Source organism: Lysinibacillus pakistanensis, assembly GCF_030123245.1.
Classification (GTDB): Bacteria; Bacillota; Bacilli; order Bacillales_A; family Planococcaceae; genus Lysinibacillus; species Lysinibacillus pakistanensis.
In genome coordinates this window covers 279,152-295,578 of the sequence record NZ_CP126101.1, presented here as the reverse complement: position 1 = coordinate 295,578, position 16,427 = coordinate 279,152, and the positions used below count along the sequence as shown (strand labels likewise).

At 37.1% G+C, this 16,427-nt stretch carries 12 protein-coding genes, 17 tRNA genes, 1 rRNA gene and 1 riboswitch; of the genes, 3 read left to right on the top strand and 27 right to left on the bottom strand.

All coding sequences use genetic code 11. The features are described 5' to 3' along the window. Positions 1-14: 14 nt before the first annotated feature. Positions 15-2,561: a winged helix-turn-helix domain-containing protein gene (locus tag QNH24_RS01440; RefSeq protein WP_283870407.1), complete on the bottom strand. Its 2,547-nt coding sequence runs from the start codon at positions 2,559-2,561 to the stop codon at positions 15-17. Between the two features lie 237 nt (positions 2,562-2,798). Here QNH24_RS01440 and QNH24_RS01435 point away from each other — a divergent pair, with 237 nt between their 5' ends. Next, positions 2,799-4,064 carry an Nramp family divalent metal transporter gene (locus tag QNH24_RS01435; protein WP_054771539.1) on the top strand — a complete coding sequence of 422 codons (1,266 nt, stop codon included), beginning with the start codon at positions 2,799-2,801 and terminating at the stop codon, positions 4,062-4,064. 72 nt (positions 4,065-4,136) lie between these two features. On the opposite strand, the gene QNH24_RS01430 is transcribed toward QNH24_RS01435, so the two are convergent. The 5 genes from QNH24_RS01430 to QNH24_RS01410 form a co-directional block, all read right to left on the bottom strand. Beyond that, complete coding sequence (locus tag QNH24_RS01430) at positions 4,137-4,826, bottom strand: ABC transporter permease (protein WP_283870406.1); 690 nt, start codon at positions 4,824-4,826, stop codon at positions 4,137-4,139. After that, on the bottom strand, positions 4,819-5,742 hold the full coding sequence (locus QNH24_RS01425) for an ABC transporter ATP-binding protein (RefSeq protein WP_283870405.1): 924 nt from the start codon (positions 5,740-5,742) through the stop codon (positions 4,819-4,821). The genes QNH24_RS01430 and QNH24_RS01425 overlap by 8 nt, the downstream gene beginning before the upstream one ends. Before the next feature lie 135 nt (positions 5,743-5,877). After that, the gene (locus QNH24_RS01420; protein WP_283870404.1) at positions 5,878-6,813 is read right to left on the bottom strand and encodes a sensor histidine kinase; all 936 of its coding nucleotides are present in this window, start codon (positions 6,811-6,813) and stop codon (positions 5,878-5,880) included. Between the two features lie 4 nt (positions 6,814-6,817). After that, positions 6,818-7,510: a response regulator transcription factor gene (locus QNH24_RS01415; protein ID WP_283870403.1), complete on the bottom strand. Its 693-nt coding sequence runs from the start codon at positions 7,508-7,510 to the stop codon at positions 6,818-6,820. A gap of 191 nt (positions 7,511-7,701) precedes the next feature. After that, positions 7,702-9,165, bottom strand: coding sequence for an amino acid permease (locus QNH24_RS01410; protein ID WP_283870402.1), 1,464 nt, complete (start codon positions 9,163-9,165; stop codon positions 7,702-7,704). An 83-nt stretch (positions 9,166-9,248) separates the two neighbouring features. After that, positions 9,249-9,425, bottom strand: a riboswitch (Lysine riboswitch). Between the two features lie 178 nt (positions 9,426-9,603). Between QNH24_RS01410 and QNH24_RS01405 the strand changes: the two genes are divergently transcribed. Next, positions 9,604-10,812 (top strand): CynX/NimT family MFS transporter, encoded by a 1,209-nt coding sequence (locus QNH24_RS01405; RefSeq protein ID WP_283870401.1) that lies wholly within the window; start codon positions 9,604-9,606, stop codon positions 10,810-10,812. A 50-nt stretch (positions 10,813-10,862) separates the two neighbouring features. Here the strand turns inward: QNH24_RS01405 and QNH24_RS01400 are convergent, their stop codons facing one another. The 3 genes from QNH24_RS01400 to QNH24_RS01390 all read right to left on the bottom strand — a co-directional run bounded on the left by QNH24_RS01400 (position 10,863) and on the right by QNH24_RS01390 (position 13,508). Next, complete coding sequence (locus QNH24_RS01400; RefSeq protein WP_283870400.1) at positions 10,863-11,393, bottom strand: hypothetical protein; 531 nt, start codon at positions 11,391-11,393, stop codon at positions 10,863-10,865. A gap of 248 nt (positions 11,394-11,641) precedes the next feature. Then, positions 11,642-12,688, bottom strand: coding sequence for a nitric oxide synthase oxygenase (locus tag QNH24_RS01395; RefSeq protein WP_283870399.1), 1,047 nt, complete (start codon positions 12,686-12,688; stop codon positions 11,642-11,644). Between the two features lie 442 nt (positions 12,689-13,130). Next, positions 13,131-13,508 (bottom strand): winged helix-turn-helix transcriptional regulator, encoded by a 378-nt coding sequence (locus tag QNH24_RS01390; RefSeq protein WP_283870398.1) that lies wholly within the window; start codon positions 13,506-13,508, stop codon positions 13,131-13,133. A gap of 129 nt (positions 13,509-13,637) precedes the next feature. Here QNH24_RS01390 and QNH24_RS01385 point away from each other — a divergent pair, with 129 nt between their 5' ends. Beyond that, on the top strand, positions 13,638-14,264 hold the full coding sequence (locus tag QNH24_RS01385) for a nitroreductase family protein (RefSeq protein ID WP_283870397.1): 627 nt from the start codon (positions 13,638-13,640) through the stop codon (positions 14,262-14,264). Positions 14,265-14,679: 415 nt separating this feature from the next. Here the strand turns inward: QNH24_RS01385 and QNH24_RS01380 are convergent. The 18 genes from QNH24_RS01380 to rrf all read right to left on the bottom strand — a co-directional run bounded on the left by QNH24_RS01380 (position 14,680) and on the right by rrf (position 16,419). After that, positions 14,680-14,751 (bottom strand) — tRNA-Glu (locus QNH24_RS01380). A 1-nt stretch (position 14,752) separates the two neighbouring features. Beyond that, positions 14,753-14,829 (bottom strand) — tRNA-Asn (locus QNH24_RS01375). 7 nt (positions 14,830-14,836) lie between these two features. Then, positions 14,837-14,910 (bottom strand) — tRNA-Ile (locus QNH24_RS01370). Positions 14,911-14,916: 6 nt separating this feature from the next. Then, a tRNA-Gly gene (locus tag QNH24_RS01365) sits at positions 14,917-14,990 on the bottom strand. Between the two features lie 6 nt (positions 14,991-14,996). Further along, positions 14,997-15,072, bottom strand: a tRNA-Phe gene (locus tag QNH24_RS01360). 4 nt (positions 15,073-15,076) lie between these two features. Next, positions 15,077-15,169, bottom strand: a tRNA-Ser gene (locus tag QNH24_RS01355). A 13-nt stretch (positions 15,170-15,182) separates the two neighbouring features. Beyond that, a tRNA-Ala gene (locus QNH24_RS01350) sits at positions 15,183-15,258 on the bottom strand. A gap of 14 nt (positions 15,259-15,272) precedes the next feature. Next, positions 15,273-15,349, bottom strand: a tRNA-Pro gene (locus tag QNH24_RS01345). 11 nt (positions 15,350-15,360) lie between these two features. Next, positions 15,361-15,437 (bottom strand) — tRNA-Arg (locus tag QNH24_RS01340). A gap of 154 nt (positions 15,438-15,591) precedes the next feature. Next, positions 15,592-15,664: transfer RNA gene (locus QNH24_RS01335), tRNA-Lys, on the bottom strand. 15 nt (positions 15,665-15,679) lie between these two features. Continuing rightward, positions 15,680-15,754: transfer RNA gene (locus QNH24_RS01330), tRNA-Gln, on the bottom strand. Positions 15,755-15,763: 9 nt separating this feature from the next. Then, positions 15,764-15,839 (bottom strand) — tRNA-His (locus tag QNH24_RS01325). A 45-nt stretch (positions 15,840-15,884) separates the two neighbouring features. After that, positions 15,885-15,958 (bottom strand) — tRNA-Trp (locus QNH24_RS01320). A gap of 4 nt (positions 15,959-15,962) precedes the next feature. After that, positions 15,963-16,046 (bottom strand) — tRNA-Tyr (locus QNH24_RS01315). Positions 16,047-16,052: 6 nt separating this feature from the next. Then, a tRNA-Thr gene (locus QNH24_RS01310) sits at positions 16,053-16,128 on the bottom strand. 7 nt (positions 16,129-16,135) lie between these two features. Beyond that, positions 16,136-16,211, bottom strand: a tRNA-Asp gene (locus tag QNH24_RS01305). Positions 16,212-16,215: 4 nt separating this feature from the next. Beyond that, a tRNA-Val gene (locus QNH24_RS01300) sits at positions 16,216-16,291 on the bottom strand. Between the two features lie 12 nt (positions 16,292-16,303). Continuing rightward, positions 16,304-16,419, bottom strand: a 5S ribosomal RNA gene (gene rrf / locus QNH24_RS01295). Positions 16,420-16,427: the final 8 nt, after the last annotated feature.

Genomic DNA, 16,427 nt, shown 5'->3' with positions numbered 1-16,427 from the left:
TCCGCTTTACTGCTTTAATAGCCTAACCATTGTTTAGCCCAAAGAATTGCCTTCATACGTGATTTTACACCTATCTTACCGTATATCTCTGTCAAATAGACACGAATGGTTCCCTCTGTAAGTTGTAGTTGCTGAGCAATCTCATAATTGGATGCACCTTCCGCGAGTAATTGTAAAACATCCTTTTCTCTAGATGTAAAGCTATCTAAAAATTCATCCACTAAATAGTTTTTTTGTAATAGTTTATTTACATAAGCTGATGGCACTGAATTAAATTTATGTCGTTTATTATGCTGACGTATACGCCAGTATTTATGAAGCAATGGTAATACGTACTTTTCTTCCAAAAATGTACGACAATAACCATACAAAGCCCCCTGTTCAAGGGTATCATGTAAAACGGTTAAAGCAGACTCCTCTTTTTCTAGCTCAAAATGGCAAGTAGCTTCTAGTAAACCTGCTTCAATAAACGTAACAACTTGCTTTTCTTGAATTGCCCCCTCTTTCAACCGAATAGCAATTTGCAACGCTTCCTCTATTTGATTTTTAGCATAGAGTATTCTGCCCTGAACTAATAAATAAAATGGATTTTTAGATGCAATTCGATAATTGATAAAATCAGTGACCCTAAAAAACTCTTGCTGTGCATATGAAATATTCCCTTCCAATAAATAAGCCTGTGCTTTCATAATATGCAGTACACCAATCCAATAAGGCTTATCCGTCTCCTTCATTGCTTTAATCAGCAATAAATGTGCCTCTTCAAATTGTTTTCTAGTTAAACAAATACGAGCCTTTAAAAGATACATGGGTATAAATAATCCTGGATCTTGAAAACGCAACCCATATTGCAAGGCTGTTTCCAACTCCTTGCTAGCTCGAGCTAAATCATTTACTTCATACAATACCTCTGCCAATAGCCCATAGGTAACCCCAGTAATATTTCGATCCTTTATTTCACTTTCACACAGCACATGAATAAGGGCATCTATCTTTTCAATAGGTAAAAATTTACCCTTTGAGCCTGCAATAGTACGCAAAATTCTTGGCTCAAATTGATTATATTTTAATGAAATATGATATAGGGATGATTTTTCCTTTCTTACATTTACTTGCGTTTGTAGACCTACTTTAGCTTTTTCAAGATCTCCATCCTTCATATAGGTAACATAGGCATTAATAATCTCGAAGATTTTTGATACAGCAATAAACTTAAATCCATCCATCCATTTAGATGCATCTTGTTTAAAAAGCAGTTCCTCAATAATTTCATAAGCCTTCTCTATTTCATGCATAGAAAACAACGTAGTGATATATAGCACAAGCATGTTAATGTCTACAGAGTACTGTACATTTCTTAAGATCTGTATCCATTGTCCAAATGATAATGTATGTCCTTCAGCAAATATTTCCACCAAATACTTTTGAATCCACTCATGCGCAAGTTCATATAGTTCCCCATTTAGGGCAAGCTCAATTGCAGCTACATAATCTCCTCTATCACATAAATTCGTGGCTGCTTCGCAATAAATAGAATTAATCATCTCGTATGAATACTGCCTTTTAAGCTCAGCTTGTAACGCATACTTAAATAAAGTATGGTAACGATAAACAGGAGGATGTATCTGCATACATTCAATAAACAAACCCTTTTGATTTAAATCCACAAGGGTAGCTAAACTAGCTACTTTATTTGTTATAGTTATGCAAACATCCGGCTCTAAATGATTTAATATGGACGTTCGAATTAGAAAATCCTGTATTGATGAGGGCAATGAACTAAGAATCTCTTGTATGAAAAATTCATGGATATATGGACCAGCTTTCAATAATATTTCTTTGCTGTTTAGATTATCTACATTTCCTGTTGATATTTTGATAAGCTGAATGCCAGCTACCCAGCCTTCAGTTATCTTTAACAAAGGCTTTAATGCTCCAACTTTCTCATCATTCGAAAAAGTATTGTAGTACAAATATTGCAGCTCCTCTAAATCAAAACATAATTGACCAATTCCTACTTCTAGCATCCAGCCTTTCACACGCCAATTTGCTAGCGGTAGTTCTAAATTAGTTCGAGTCGTGATATATATTCGTACATTGGCTGGTAAATACTCGATTAATCGGATGAAGATCTGATGAATTTGAGGATGTTGGATTACTTGAAAATTATCAAATACAATATGAATTTTTTCTTTATATGTATCCAGTTCATTTAACAGTGTATCTACTATAGTCTCTAAGGAGGGTATTTCATCAAGTAAATTGCTTAATTTTTGTTCTAAATCATTTAATGTGCTTACAGATAAAGTATGTATTAAATATTTAAAAAATCGTCTAGGCTCATTATCATTTCGATCAATCGTGAACCATGCCACAGATTCATCAATATGCCTCAGCCAATGACATAGGAGGGTTGTCTTTCCATATCCCGCGGGTGCTTGAATAATGGTTAATTTCTTCATTCTGTTGTTAGCGAGAATCGTAAACAATTTCTTTCTCTCGATAGCATTTGGTACTGTACGTGGGATTGTTACTTTAGATTTTACCCATACCATGTCCATCCTTTTACCCTCCCTTCTTCTTATTCTTTAGTTCGATATATTTTTGAATTTTCCTGCCAGTTATTTTTTCCATTTATTTACTTCGTTATCACTTCCTTTAAATAGCGCATACTTATATTATAAAAGTTGAGGCAAACCACTTCACATTTTTTAAGCCTAGCGTTAGAATACTAATATCTTATTTTCCTATAGGAAACTTTATTTCACTTATGATATTTTTTGAAACGAGGGAACAATATGGTTTACAAACAAGTCACAAAATCGTCTGCCGAGGCGGTTTTAGATGGAGATATAAAAGGTTGGCGACGCTTTTTACCGTTTCTTGGACCTGCTTTTATTGCAGCCGTCGCCTATATTGATCCTGGCAATTTTGCCACTAATATTACAGCTGGCTCTCAATATGGTTACTTACTGCTTTGGGTTATTGCCTTCTCTAATTTAATGGCTGTGTTAATTCAATCCTTATCTGCAAAGCTTGGGATTGCAACTGGGAAAAATCTACCCGAGGTGGCGCGTGAGCATTTTTCTAAAAAAACATCTATTTTTTTATGGATACAGGCAGAATTAGTCATCATTGCGACTGACCTTGCCGAATTTATCGGTGCAGCATTAGGTCTTTATTTGCTATTTAATATTCCTATGCTCCCAGCAGCATTAATTACAGCAGTTGGTTCATTTGCAATCTTAGAACTTCAAAGAAGAGGATTTAGAGCCTTTGAGGCAGGTATTTCTGGCATGGTTTTAATCGTCGTATTGGCATTTGCCTTCCAGACATTTTTAGCACAGCCAGATTGGGGCGAGGTAACACTCGGCATGTTCACGCCACATTTTGATGGGGTAGACTCCTTAATACTAGCTACAGGTATTTTAGGAGCAACCGTTATGCCTCATGCTATTTACTTACATTCTTCATTAACACAAAGTCGTATTATTGGTCGTAATGAAAATGAAAAAAGACGTATTTTCCGCTTTGAATTTATTGATATTATCATCGCCATGATTATTGCTGGAGCGATCAATATGAGTATGCTCATTATTGCCGCAGCAGTATTTCACACACAAGGCGTGATAGTGGAAGATTTAGATGTAGCTTACAACGGATTAAAGGATGCTCTTGGTCCAATGGCAGCTGTATCCTTTGGTCTTGGATTACTTATTGCAGGGCTAGCCAGTTCCTCTGTAGGGACATTAGCGGGTGATGTAGTCATGCAAGGATTCATTCGAAGAAAGATACCACTTTATTTACGTAGGGCAATTACCATGTTACCTCCGCTAGTAATCATAGCCTCTGGTGTCAATGCAACCTATGCTCTGGTTCTTAGTCAGGTTGTTCTATCCTTTGGTATTGCATTCGCTCTTGTCCCTCTTGTTATGTTTACAAGTAAACGGGACATCATGGGGAGCCTTGTCAACCATCGTATAACAACCATTTTAGGTTGGTTTGTAGTTGTCATTGTCGTTGTTTTAAATATTTATTTATTATGGGAAACGATATTTGGTTAAAAAAATACCAGACACAATTATCTTTGCGTCTGGCTTTACTTTATGGGTATTCCTAAACTTTCAAAGCAATTTTTAAATATCCATCTTCTCAATTTTTCGAAACGATGCATAGGCCACGCTTATACCGATAATAGCTAAAACAATTGGTATAAAAATAATATCATTTAATGAGAAGTTCCCTGTATTAGATGATACAACTGATACAATGAAAATGGATGAGATAATGGTTACTGGAATGGAGTATTTTCTCATTCCAAAATACAATGGTATTAATGCGATGCAGGATGCTGCAATTGCATTCATTATAACAATAGGGATTCGTTGAATGATTAAAGAAATTGTTAGTGTATCTGAAAACAAATGAAGATTACTAATAATGGTACAAAAAACTACTGACACAAAAACGTTTGATACGATTATTGCACTAAAGGTAAAAAGAACAATAATAGCCAATTTTGAAGCCATTAATTTCTTTCTATTTATTGGGTACATAAATGCTAAAGTGATTGTTTTGTATTTAAATTCGCTAATAATAAGTTTGGCGATTAATGCACTAGCAAAGATAATAAATACAGCCCTTACAGTAGAATCTATTAGACTAAGAACAGTCTGATAATTTTCAAAGACAGCATCTCCTTCTATTTTTGTGATGAATAAAAGCATAAACATAATAGCTAATATCACAAAATTTGCGAAGATAGCACGTTTTATATAGGAACCTATATGAAATTTTTTCATCTCTAGACGCATTAAGTTAAGCATTAACTACACCCCCATTGATTAACTTTAAGAAATAATCCTCTAATGAGCTTGATTTTTTACTAATCCCCTCGATTTCAATATCATGTTCAATTAATGTTTTTGATAGTACCTTTTGTGAAGCTGTCGATTCATATATACGAATACAATTGTCATCTATTAGTTTAAAATTAGTAATATTTAATGTACTTTCTAAAATTAAGGCAGCCTTTTTCCCATCATTCACAATCACTTCAATATAATCTACCTGACTACGATTAACAGCTTCCATTGAAACTTCCGTGATCAATCTTCCATTCTTAATAACGCCAATTGTATCAGCTAGTTGTTCAATTTCCCCTAAGATGTGGCTAGAAACAATAAGTGTAATGCCATACTCTTTACAAAGCATTTTGAATAACTCTCGTATTTCTTTAATACCCACTGGATCTAGTCCATTAATCGGCTCGTCTAAAATAAGCAATTCTGGCTTCGTAATAATAGCTCGTGCAATGCCTAACCGCTGTTTCATTCCTAAAGAAAAGTCTTTAACACGCTTCTCCTCTGTATTTGTTAATTTCACTAGATCGAGAACATGGCTAATTTCTTTCTTATCATAATAGCCCATGTATTCGCAGTGTAATTCTAGAGTTTCCTTTGCTGTCAAATCTTCATAGAAAATTGGATATTCAATAATCGTGCCCAATCTTTTTAGCACCTCGTATGATTGGTCTGTCAATTTTTGACCAAAGATTTCAATATCCCCACTTGTTGGCTTTGTTAGGTTCGTTAGCATTTTCATCACCGTCGTTTTTCCGGCACCATTGGGACCTAAGAAGCCATAAATCTCTCCCTTCTTCACATGCATATTGACAGCAGAAACCACTTCTTTTCCGTCAAACACTTTGGTAAGTTGATTTGTTTTCACAATATATGTCATGTCAATCTCTCCCTCAAATGTAGCTAAATTTATTATAGAAAATGAAGCTCTCTAATTTATTAATGGATTCTTACAAATTTCTTAAGTACAGAAGAAAGGCCTGTAAAGCGTTTAAAGCTCTACAAGCCTTCTGTTTTAGTACACCATTCTTTTTAACGTTATTGTAAAAATAGTCTTTTCATAGGGAATACTGGAGAGCTGAACAGAGCCATCCATTAGTTCTACAAGACGTTTAGTGATCGTTAAGCCAAGACCGCTACCTTGGAAGGATTTATTTCTGGAATCCTCAAGCGTATACATTCTTTCAAAGACATTATCTATATGATATTCATCTATTCCCTTGCCTCGATCCCAAACATCAATATAAATGCTTGTATCATCATTTCTTACGGACAGTCCAATTACATTGCCACCTGCCCCATAGGCAATTGCATTTGACAATAAATTGTTCAAAGCCCTATCTAATGCCTCTTCATTACCTAGCGCATATATTGATGTCTCTGGTATTACAATCTCTATCTCTAACCCCATAGATGTAACCATATCGTAAAATGATAAAATATTTTTCCGGCAAATTTCACTTATATTGATTTTTGTCAATGGATAATTGGTATCTCCAGCTTCCAACTTCGCTAGGTCAAAAAATGTATGGATGATTTTTAATACTTCCAATGTTTTCGAATGGATGCCAGTTAATAACCGCTGCCGCTCCTCCGCACTAATCGAGTGATTAAGCTGTAGCATTTCAGTATAGCCTAGGACAACTGTTAATGGTGTTTTAAGATCATGCGAAATATTTGCCAGCATCTTTTTCATAGAGCTTTCCATTTTCCGATGTGTTGCCAGCACTTTTTGATTGTGATCTAGCAATGCATTCAACACAATAAGTAGCTGCTGTATTTCTTGATTAGCTGTCGGTACTAAGATTTTTTCACTTGTTTCTTCGTTAATGATTGCTTGCAGTTTTCTATGCATGTACCGAATAGTAGCGCTTTGTTGTTTTTTTACTTTCACTTGAAACATAATAATTCCTACGAGTAACACAATAATCAATAATAGAAATATAATCATCTGTTTATCCTTCAAATTTATAGCCAATTCCCCAAAGCGTTTTAATATATTGAGGGTTGGACGGATCATCTTCCATTTTTTCACGCAGTCTTCTTATATGTACATTAATAATATTTTCATCTCCATAGTAAGCGTCATTCCAAATTAATTGATAAATTTGCTGTTTTGTGAAAACGCGATTACGATTTGTCACGAATAATTTTAAGATGGCAAACTCCTTTGAAGTGAGCTTTACTTGTTGTCCGCTCCTCTCTACTGAAAAATTAATAATGTCGATTGATAGGTTATCTATCTCTATTAAATCTTTCTTCTCCTCTATTTGATTGGCGTATTTGGTTGCCCTTCTAATAGCAGCCTTGACACGTGCTGAAAATTCCAACATTGAAAATGGCTTTGCAATATAATCATCTGCGCCTAATCCTAGCCCTAAGGCTTTATCTACATCGCTATCCTTCGCAGACATAATGATAATCGGCAGTGATGCCTGCTCTCGTATTATCTTTAAAACTTCTAATCCATTTAGTTTCGGTATCATAATGTCTAAAATCACTAAATCAAAGGGTTTATTTAAACAATTTTGTAATGCCTCTTCTCCATTCACTGCTGAAGTAACAAGGAATCCTTCCATCGTTAAATAACTTTCTACCATTTCCCTAATGGTTTCATCATCTTCTACTAGTAAAATACGTTTTTGCACTTTTCTTGTTCCTCCCCATAAACTTGATTTGATCCTATGATATTACTGTCACTGCTTAAAAATACACGATATCAATATGGAAGCAATTATATATAATTTACCATATATCATTTTTTCGTTTCATCATTTTAAAAAATTAAAAAAGCTGTCCTATAGCCATCATTCAATGGCTTACAGAACAGCTCTATTATTTAATCCTCCACTCTTAAATCACATTCTTTTAGCGGAAGCATTTTTGTTTTATGTTTGATTTTGTATCCAAACCATAGCAGTAAAAACAGTGGGATACCAATATAAGAAACGAGAATTCCATACCAGTCAATTTTGTCTCCCATAAAAGCTGAATAGTTTTGTCCAATGACAACAATCATACAAACCGTAAAGGCGAAAAGCGGGCCAAATGGATATAGCTTTGCTTTATATGGTAGCAACTGTGGATCTAAGCCTTGCGCTTCGAAAGCTCGGCGGAATCGATAATGACTAAATGCTATTCCAAGCCAAGCAATGAAGCCAGACATTCCTGAGGCATTTAAAAGCCAAATATAAACTACTCCATCACCAAAGAATGATGCTAAAAATGCAAGGCACCCTACAGCTAATGTCACCATTAATGCATAGATTGGAATACCGCGACGGCTTAATTTTGTGAAAAATTTTGGTGCATGTCCATCCACAGCTAATTGCCATAGCATACGAGATGATGCATATAGCCCTGAATTTCCAGCTGATAGCATGGCCGTTAAAATAATGGCATTCATTAGGGAAGCAGCAAAGGCAATGCCTAAGCGATCAAACACTAGTGTAAATGGCGATACAGCAATATCTTCTGATAATAAACGTTCATCTGTGAATGGAATCAACATCCCAATCGCACCAATTGCTAAAATATAAAATAAAAGAATACGCCAGAATACAGATTTTACAGCTTTCGGAATACTTTTTCCAGGGTCATCCGTTTCACCAGCTGTAATCCCAAGAAGCTCTGTACCTTGAAATGAAAATCCCGCTGCTAGGAAAATACCGAATGTAGCAAGGAAACCACCATGAAACGGTCCGTCACTAATAAAGAAATTTGTAAAGCCTACAGGTGCCTGTCCACCTAAAATACCAAAAATCATTAATATGCTGATAATAATGAACACAATCACAGTTGCCACCTTAATCATAGCAAACCAATATTCACTTTCTCCATAGCTTTTTACAGATAATAAATTAAAGGTTAAAACAACAGCAATAAATAATACTGTCCAAATTGCAGATGAACTATCTGGGAACCAATATTTCATAATTAATGATACAGCTGCGATTTCTGCCGCAATTGTGATTGCCCAGTTATACCAATAGTTCCAGCCCAGTGCAAAGCCTAAAGCTGGATCTACAAATTTCGTAGCATACGTACTAAATGAGCCTGAGGATGGCATATAGGCTGCCATCTCACCTAGGCTTGTCATTAAAAAGTACACCATTATACCAATTAGGGCATAGGCTAGTAATGCACCGCCAGGACCTGCCTGTGCAATGGCACCACCACTGGCTAAAAAAAGCCCCGTACCAATTGTACCGCCTAAAGAAATCATTGTAATATGACGGCTTTTCAATTCTTTTTTCAGCTTTGGCGCTTTATGACCGAGCTGATTCACTTTTATCTCACTCACGATATAGCTTCCTTCCTAATATAAGAGGCAAAAAAATACCATCACATGAACACTGTGATGGCTAAGTTAATCCTCAGTTTTTTCTAAATGATAGCACAACACGTTGTTCAAACGTGACAGTTCTGTTCCTTTCGGAGACAGCCCCAGCATGAGGTTTTCAAGTCCCCTCACACTTCGGCAGTATTTCCTTTCAGCTAATCTCACCAATGCTTGTCATTTCCATTAGCATACTCATAAATACCGCGACCTCTACCTCAATACTAACATGAGGCATATAAATATTAAATTTATGATGTGTATTAGTTTAACATAAGACATTTTACATTTCAATACAATGAGTAAATTTCTGTATTTTGTGAATATTCTACTATTTTTAATAATGTGATAAAGTAGTATAGTGGTTTAATTATAATTGAATGCAAACAGGGGGGATTTATTTTGACAACAAATGAAGATTCAACTAGTTATCCTAGCAGGAAAATTAGCTGGAGGGGTGCTACCTTATTATTAGTCATAGGGGTTATTTGTATTGCCTCGACATTACGAATGCCATTAACAGTTGTGGGACCTATTATTTCTTTTATACGAGAAGATTTAGGTATATCAAATGTATTAGCTGGATTTCTAACCACTATACCTCTTCTGGCTTTTGCGATTATATCGCCTTTTGCACCAGTTGTTGCACGTAAATTGGGACTTGAGCTAACATTATTTTTATCCACTATCCTTTTAGCATTAGGTATTGTATTACGCTCATTAGGAACAACAAGTCTACTTGTGTTTGGAACTATGCTAATAGGTGTTGCTATTGCATTTGGAAATGTACTTATTCCGGGATTACTCAAGTTAAAATTTCCTTATCATGTAGGCTTACTTATGGCATTTTTTACAATGTCCATGAATTTAACAGCAGGACTCGGTGCTGGGATTAGCTACCCTATTGCCCAATCATCTCTAGGTTGGCAAGGAGCACTGGCTATTGCACTTATTTTAGTTGTGTTAACCATTTTAATTTGGATTCCACAATTAAAGTTTAATAAGCCTGAGCCCACTATTAAGAAAACGAAAGAACGTTCACCTTTATGGAAATCCCCAGTTACCTGGGCAGTAACAGGTGCTATGGGATTACAATCATTATTATTTTATACAACTGCAGCATGGATTCCTGAAATATACATATCACAAGGGTTAGCTGCTGATCGTGCAGGTTGGATGTTCTCCATCATGCAATTTTCGCAAGTTCCAATGGCTTTAGCTGTGCCAATCATTGCTAGTAAAATGACGTCTCAGCGACCTCTTGTCTTAATGTTTACAGCGTTTTACTTAATAGGCTTTGTTGGCGTTGTCATGGAGTGGACTAGCCTTGGGGTACTTTGGATGATTCTATTAGGCCTAGCAGGTGGGGCTTCCTTTGCCTTAGCCATGATGTTCTTCACACTCCGCACTCGCACAGCCTTTGAAGCTGCTGATTTATCAGGCTTTGCGCAATCATTAGGCTATTTGTTTGCTGCAATTGGTCCTATTCTTTTTGGCTACCTGCATGACTTATTTGGTGGCTGGAATATTGCTGGCTGGCTCTTTGTCGTTGTAGCTGTAATACTCTTTTTATGTTCATTTAGAGCCTCTAAAGATGAATATGTCCATTAAATTAAAGCAGATGGGAAAACCAGTCTTGTTCTCCATCTGCTTATACTTTTTTATTTATCATGCTGTTTTAATATGGTTATCAGTTCATCAAGATCTTTTGCTGCTTCTTTGTTATGGGCATTTATAGCAGTAAAAATTGGAAGAGCCTCTTGTAAGAGTAAATGACTAAAATAATAATAGCCCAAAAAAGCCTGCTGCTCATAGCCCTTTGGCGTTTCCTCCTCCCATTCCAGTTCATCATCCTCCTCATCTTCTATCCATAGATATTTGGCATCTAGTAGCTCCTGCATAGTTTGAACCGTATGTGCTGGGTCTAGATAATCCTCTGTAATCACTTGCGCCACAGCTAAATAAAGCTCTATTTCTTGTAATGAAACGTCTTCCATGTTTTTGTTGGCAAGCTTTTTTAAAAGGATAAGCAAAACCCATGGTGTCACCTGCCATAATGTGCCTTGATGCTCAATTAATTCAGCAAGCTGCTGATAATGCTCCTGTTCAAGCAGCTGAGGGATAGCTGTTCCTCTACCGTAAGGTGTCGTCAATTGTTGCCATGGGATATTCGGGATAGGCTGGTTCAACATTTGGATTGCTCCTCTCCTAAAAAACAAGATAGCTTAAGTGTAAATGGGATTATTGCGATTGTATATAGGTACTAAGAGAGGCAATCTAGAACAATATTTTGTTGATGAATATGCATTATTGCTGATACTTCTGACTGCATGAATAATATGGGAAACTAAAAGAGGCAATAGTTGTGGATAGTGGAATTAATGGAGATCTCCGTAAAACCCTTCAGGAGCTGTTGGGATATTTAACAGCTCCTTTACAGTTAATAGCATGGCTTTTGATAGAAGTAATTTGGTGTATGATAAATATTTATATAAGGTTTATGAAATATATGAGTCGTTGCAGGCGAAAGCGGCGGTATTAACCATGTCCAGTTGCCTGTCAGTTTTCGCCCTACCGATTCCTCTGCTTCTTCAAACAGTTTAAACTGTTGTGCTGCTGTATGATGATCCACAATGCTCACTCCATCTTCTTTAAATGAATGAAGGACAGCAATATTGAGCTCCACTAATGCACGGTCTCGCCAAAGAGAGGCTTGTTTACTCGTATCAAGATTAAATATCTCTGCAATAGCTGGTAGCATATTATAGCGATCATGATCTGCTAAATTACGTGCACCGATTTCTGTCCCCATGTACCAGCCGTTAAACGGAGCTGCTTGAAAATCAATACCCGCCATTTGAAAACGCATGCTTGAAATAATGGGTACGGCATACCATTTCAACTGTAATTTCTCCACATCCACTGCCTCGGGATGACGAATTGGTACCTCTAAAATATATTCTGTTGGGATTGTAAACAGCTGTGGAGCACGCCCATCTACCTGTACGACAAGTGGTAACACGTCAAATGGTGTTCGCTGACCTTTCCAGCCTAATGATTCACATACTTTTGTAAACGCAATGGAACTTGAATCACCAATAACTCCTGCTTCCGTTTCATAGCCTGCATAACGAATTAACTGATGATTCCATATACGTACTCGATCTGAAGCAAACACGGTTATGGTTGGACGAATTTTCCCACTATTTGTTGCATAATCAATATGCTCTAGTAGCTTTTGAAAAATGTCCTGTTCCTCTAAAACATCACGTGCATCAAATACATGTAATGACTGCCAGAACAGGCGACCAATACATTTGTTGCTATTACGCCATGCAACCCGTGCACCAAAAATTAGTTCGTCTGTTGTTGGACTGTAGTCTCCTGCACTTCTAATCTGTTGTAATCTATTTTCTAACCAAAGTTCAGATTCATTTTGCTCTACCTGATATAAATTTAAGAACTGTTGTATCTCCTGTATATTCATGTCGATTCCTCCACCTACCCTCATATTAGAGGAACAAAACAGGAAGCACCACGAAAATATCTTTAGAAAAAACATACATATTGCATATATGAAATAGTTTGTTCAAATTTAATGATGGCTTTCATGTAATTTTATAGGATATCAAAAACTATATGTATCAAACATACCGAAAGGAATAATTCAATTTTTATAAACAATAATGGTAGCCATTTTTATTTAAAATATAACGAGAAACAATAGTGACATTCCTCCCAACACTACCTCCAATCATTGAGCGGACCATTTAAGCTTTTCATAGTCTGAAATAATTCACTACATATAATCATTAAAAATAGAGACAATATGTAAAAAAACTATCTCCGAAAATATGTTATCCTCAGCATTCCTGTATGGTTTGAAACAATAGAAGACAAGTCAAATAAGGAACAAGTGGCAATGACTATTACAATTTCTTTTCGTTTTGGGAACTGAGGAACGTATCACAATAAATTTGTTGATCTTTCTCTATACCTTTTATACGTGCATACTTATTACCGAATTCACACATTGTGTTTAATACTGGTACAAATGATCTTCCTAGATCAGTTAAGCTATATTCCACTTTTGGAGGTACTTCTTTAAATACTTCTCTTTGTACAAGTCCATCTCTTTCTAACTGTTTCAATTGATCTGTTAAGACCTTTTGTGTAATTCCAGGTATTAATTCATAAAACTCCTTTGTCCTTACTGATTTTTGGCTCAAGAAAAAGAGTATTAAGCATTTCCATTTCCCACCTGCAATGTTCATGAAAATGTTGATTCCAGTATTATAGTTAACCATCTGTTTCCTCCTAACTCCTAAAAAGGCACTTTAAAGTGGCTATACCACTTTAAAGTGCGTTATTTTCTTATTTATTATTGCTTACTATAATTAAAGCTGCAACATAATAAAAATTTCGGAGTTGATAAAATGAGTGTAAAAAATATTTTAGAAAAAAGACGTTCAGTTAGACATTATGATCCAAGTTATAAAATTAGTTCAGAAATTCTAACCTCATTAGTTGAAAGTGCAAGTAAGTCACCTAATGGTAATAATATACAATCTACTCGTTACTTAATTATTGATGAGCCAGACTTAAGAAATTTATTACTACCTATAGCTTTTAATCAGCAACAAGTGATAGAGGCTTCAACATTAATTGTTATGTTGGGAGATTATCAGGCATTCGATAAAGAAAATATTATTAAGATACATGAAGAAGGCTTTCAAGCTGGTTATTTTGATGAATCACTAAGAGATTATCTAGCGAATGCTGCAATAAATTATTATGAAAATAAATCTAAGGAAGATCTAAAGCTAGAGTTAACTAGAGATGTAAGTCTTGCTTCAATGTCATTAATTTTGTTAGCAAATGAAGCTGGTTTTGAGACAATCACAATGTCAGGATATGATTCTAAAAAGTTAAAAGATATCTTAAATATATCTGAAAGGTATTTAGATGTTATGCTTATAGCTATTGGTAAAGGTACTAAAGCAGGTCATAAGACCGTAAGGCATAATGTAAATAAGGTAATGTATCGAAATCAAATAATTTAGTGTTCTAATAGCAACCGACTAAGTAAATTAGATAGGCAAAGAAATATGTTTTTTTAATCAATGATCTTAAATTGACCAGTTACTCATTCAAAATGGGTTCTGGTCGTTTATTATATGTAAAATTTCATCTTCTGTTTTAAGGCTTAATTAACATTCTGTGTTGTACTTAGTTATACTACCCCCATGAATTACAAAACTAATTTACTCTGACTATAAGCTATCTACAAATCCGTATATTTGTTACATTGTTCCATTTAGTCATAGTGAGGACTTTTTTGATGCACTATGATTATTCCTCTCAGCTGCTTTAAAATTGGCAATGGTCGTTTAGAAAGGTACTATAGCAATTTGTTTGATAAGGTAATCAATTGACATATAAAAAAGCATGTAACACACAACTGTGCTACATGCTTGATGACCCGTACGGGATTCGAACCCGTGTTACCGCCGTGAAAGGGCGGTGTCTTAACCACTTGACCAACGGGCCGTGGCTCCGAAGGCAGGACTCGAACCTGCGACAACCTGATTAACAGTCAGGTGCTACTACCAACTGAGCTACTTCGGAATAATGATGGGCCTAAATGGACTCGAACCATCGACCTCACGCTTATCAGGCGTGCGCTCTAACCAGCTGAGCTATAGGCCCCCATTTTGGAGCGGGTGATGAGAATCGAACTCACGACATCAGCTTGGAAGGCTGAGGTTTTACCATTAAACTACACCCGCAAATAATGGTGGGTCAGGACGGAATCGAACCGCCGACACTTAGAGCTTCAATCTAATGCTCTACCAACTGAGCTACTGACCCGAAATGGAGGAGGTAGAGGGATTCGAACCCCCGCGCGGTGTTACCCGCCTGTCGGTTTTCAAGACCGATCCCTTCAGCCAGACTTGGGTATACCTCCAAAAATATTGAAATGGTGGAGCCTAGCGGGATCGAACCGCTGACCTCCTGCGTGCAAGGCAGGCGCTCTCCCAGCTGAGCTAAGGCCCCAAATAAAATAAAGATGGTCGGAATGACAGGATTCGAACCTACGACCCCTTGGTCCCAAACCAAGTGCTCTACCAAGCTGAGCTACATTCCGAAAAAATACTATGGCGCGCCCGACAGGAGTCGAACCCATAACCTTCTGATCCGTAGTCAGACGCTCTATCCAATTGAGCTACGGGCGCATATGTATCTATCAATTTCGCCTTGGTGTAATTGCGTCCGGATTTTGAATTGTGCATGCACAATTCATTCCTTTGAAAATCCGTGACCGCCGGAGGCTTTATCTTCATTCAGTAGGTGTTTGGACAACCACTGAAAGAATGAAGATAAAAATGATGAGCCATGAAGGACTCGAACCTTCGACCCTCTGATTAAAAGTCAGATGCTCTACCAACTGAGCTAATGGCTCAAACTAAAAAATGAATGGCTGGGGTACTAGGATTCGAACCTAGGCATGACGGAATCAAAATCCGTTGCCTTACCGCTTGGCTATACCCCAATTTTAAAATGGGGCGACTGATGGGAATCGAACCCACGAATGTCGGAACCACAATCCGATGCGTTAACCACTTCGCCACAATCGCCACTATATATGATAACAGCTGTATATGAACGAGTACCTCAATACCTGGCAGGGGCAGTAGGAATCGAACCCACACCAAAGGTTTTGGAGACCTCTATTCTACCGTTGAACTATGCCCCTAAAATGGTGGAGGGGGACGGATTCGAACCGCCGAACCCTAAGGAGCGGATTTACAGTCCGCCGCGTTTAGCCACTTCGCTACCCCTCCAAGGAATGGTGCCGGCGATAGGAGTCGAACCCACGACCTACTGATTACAAGTCAGTTGCTCTACCAACTGAGCTACACCGGCAAAATAATGGCGGTCCCGACCGGGATCGAACCGGCGATCTCCTGCGTGACAGGCAGGCATGTTAACCGCTACACCACGGGACCATAATGGTGGAGGATGACGGGCTCGAACCGCCGACCCTCTGCTTGTAAGGCAGATGCTCTCCCAGCTGAGCTAATCCTCCATGAAAAAATAAGCGAAGCGATGTCCTACTCTCGCAGGGGGAAGCCCCCAACTACCATCGGCGCTAAAGAGCTTAACTTCCGTGTTCGGTATGGGAACGGGTGTGACCTCTTTGCCATCATCACTTCACTTATTCA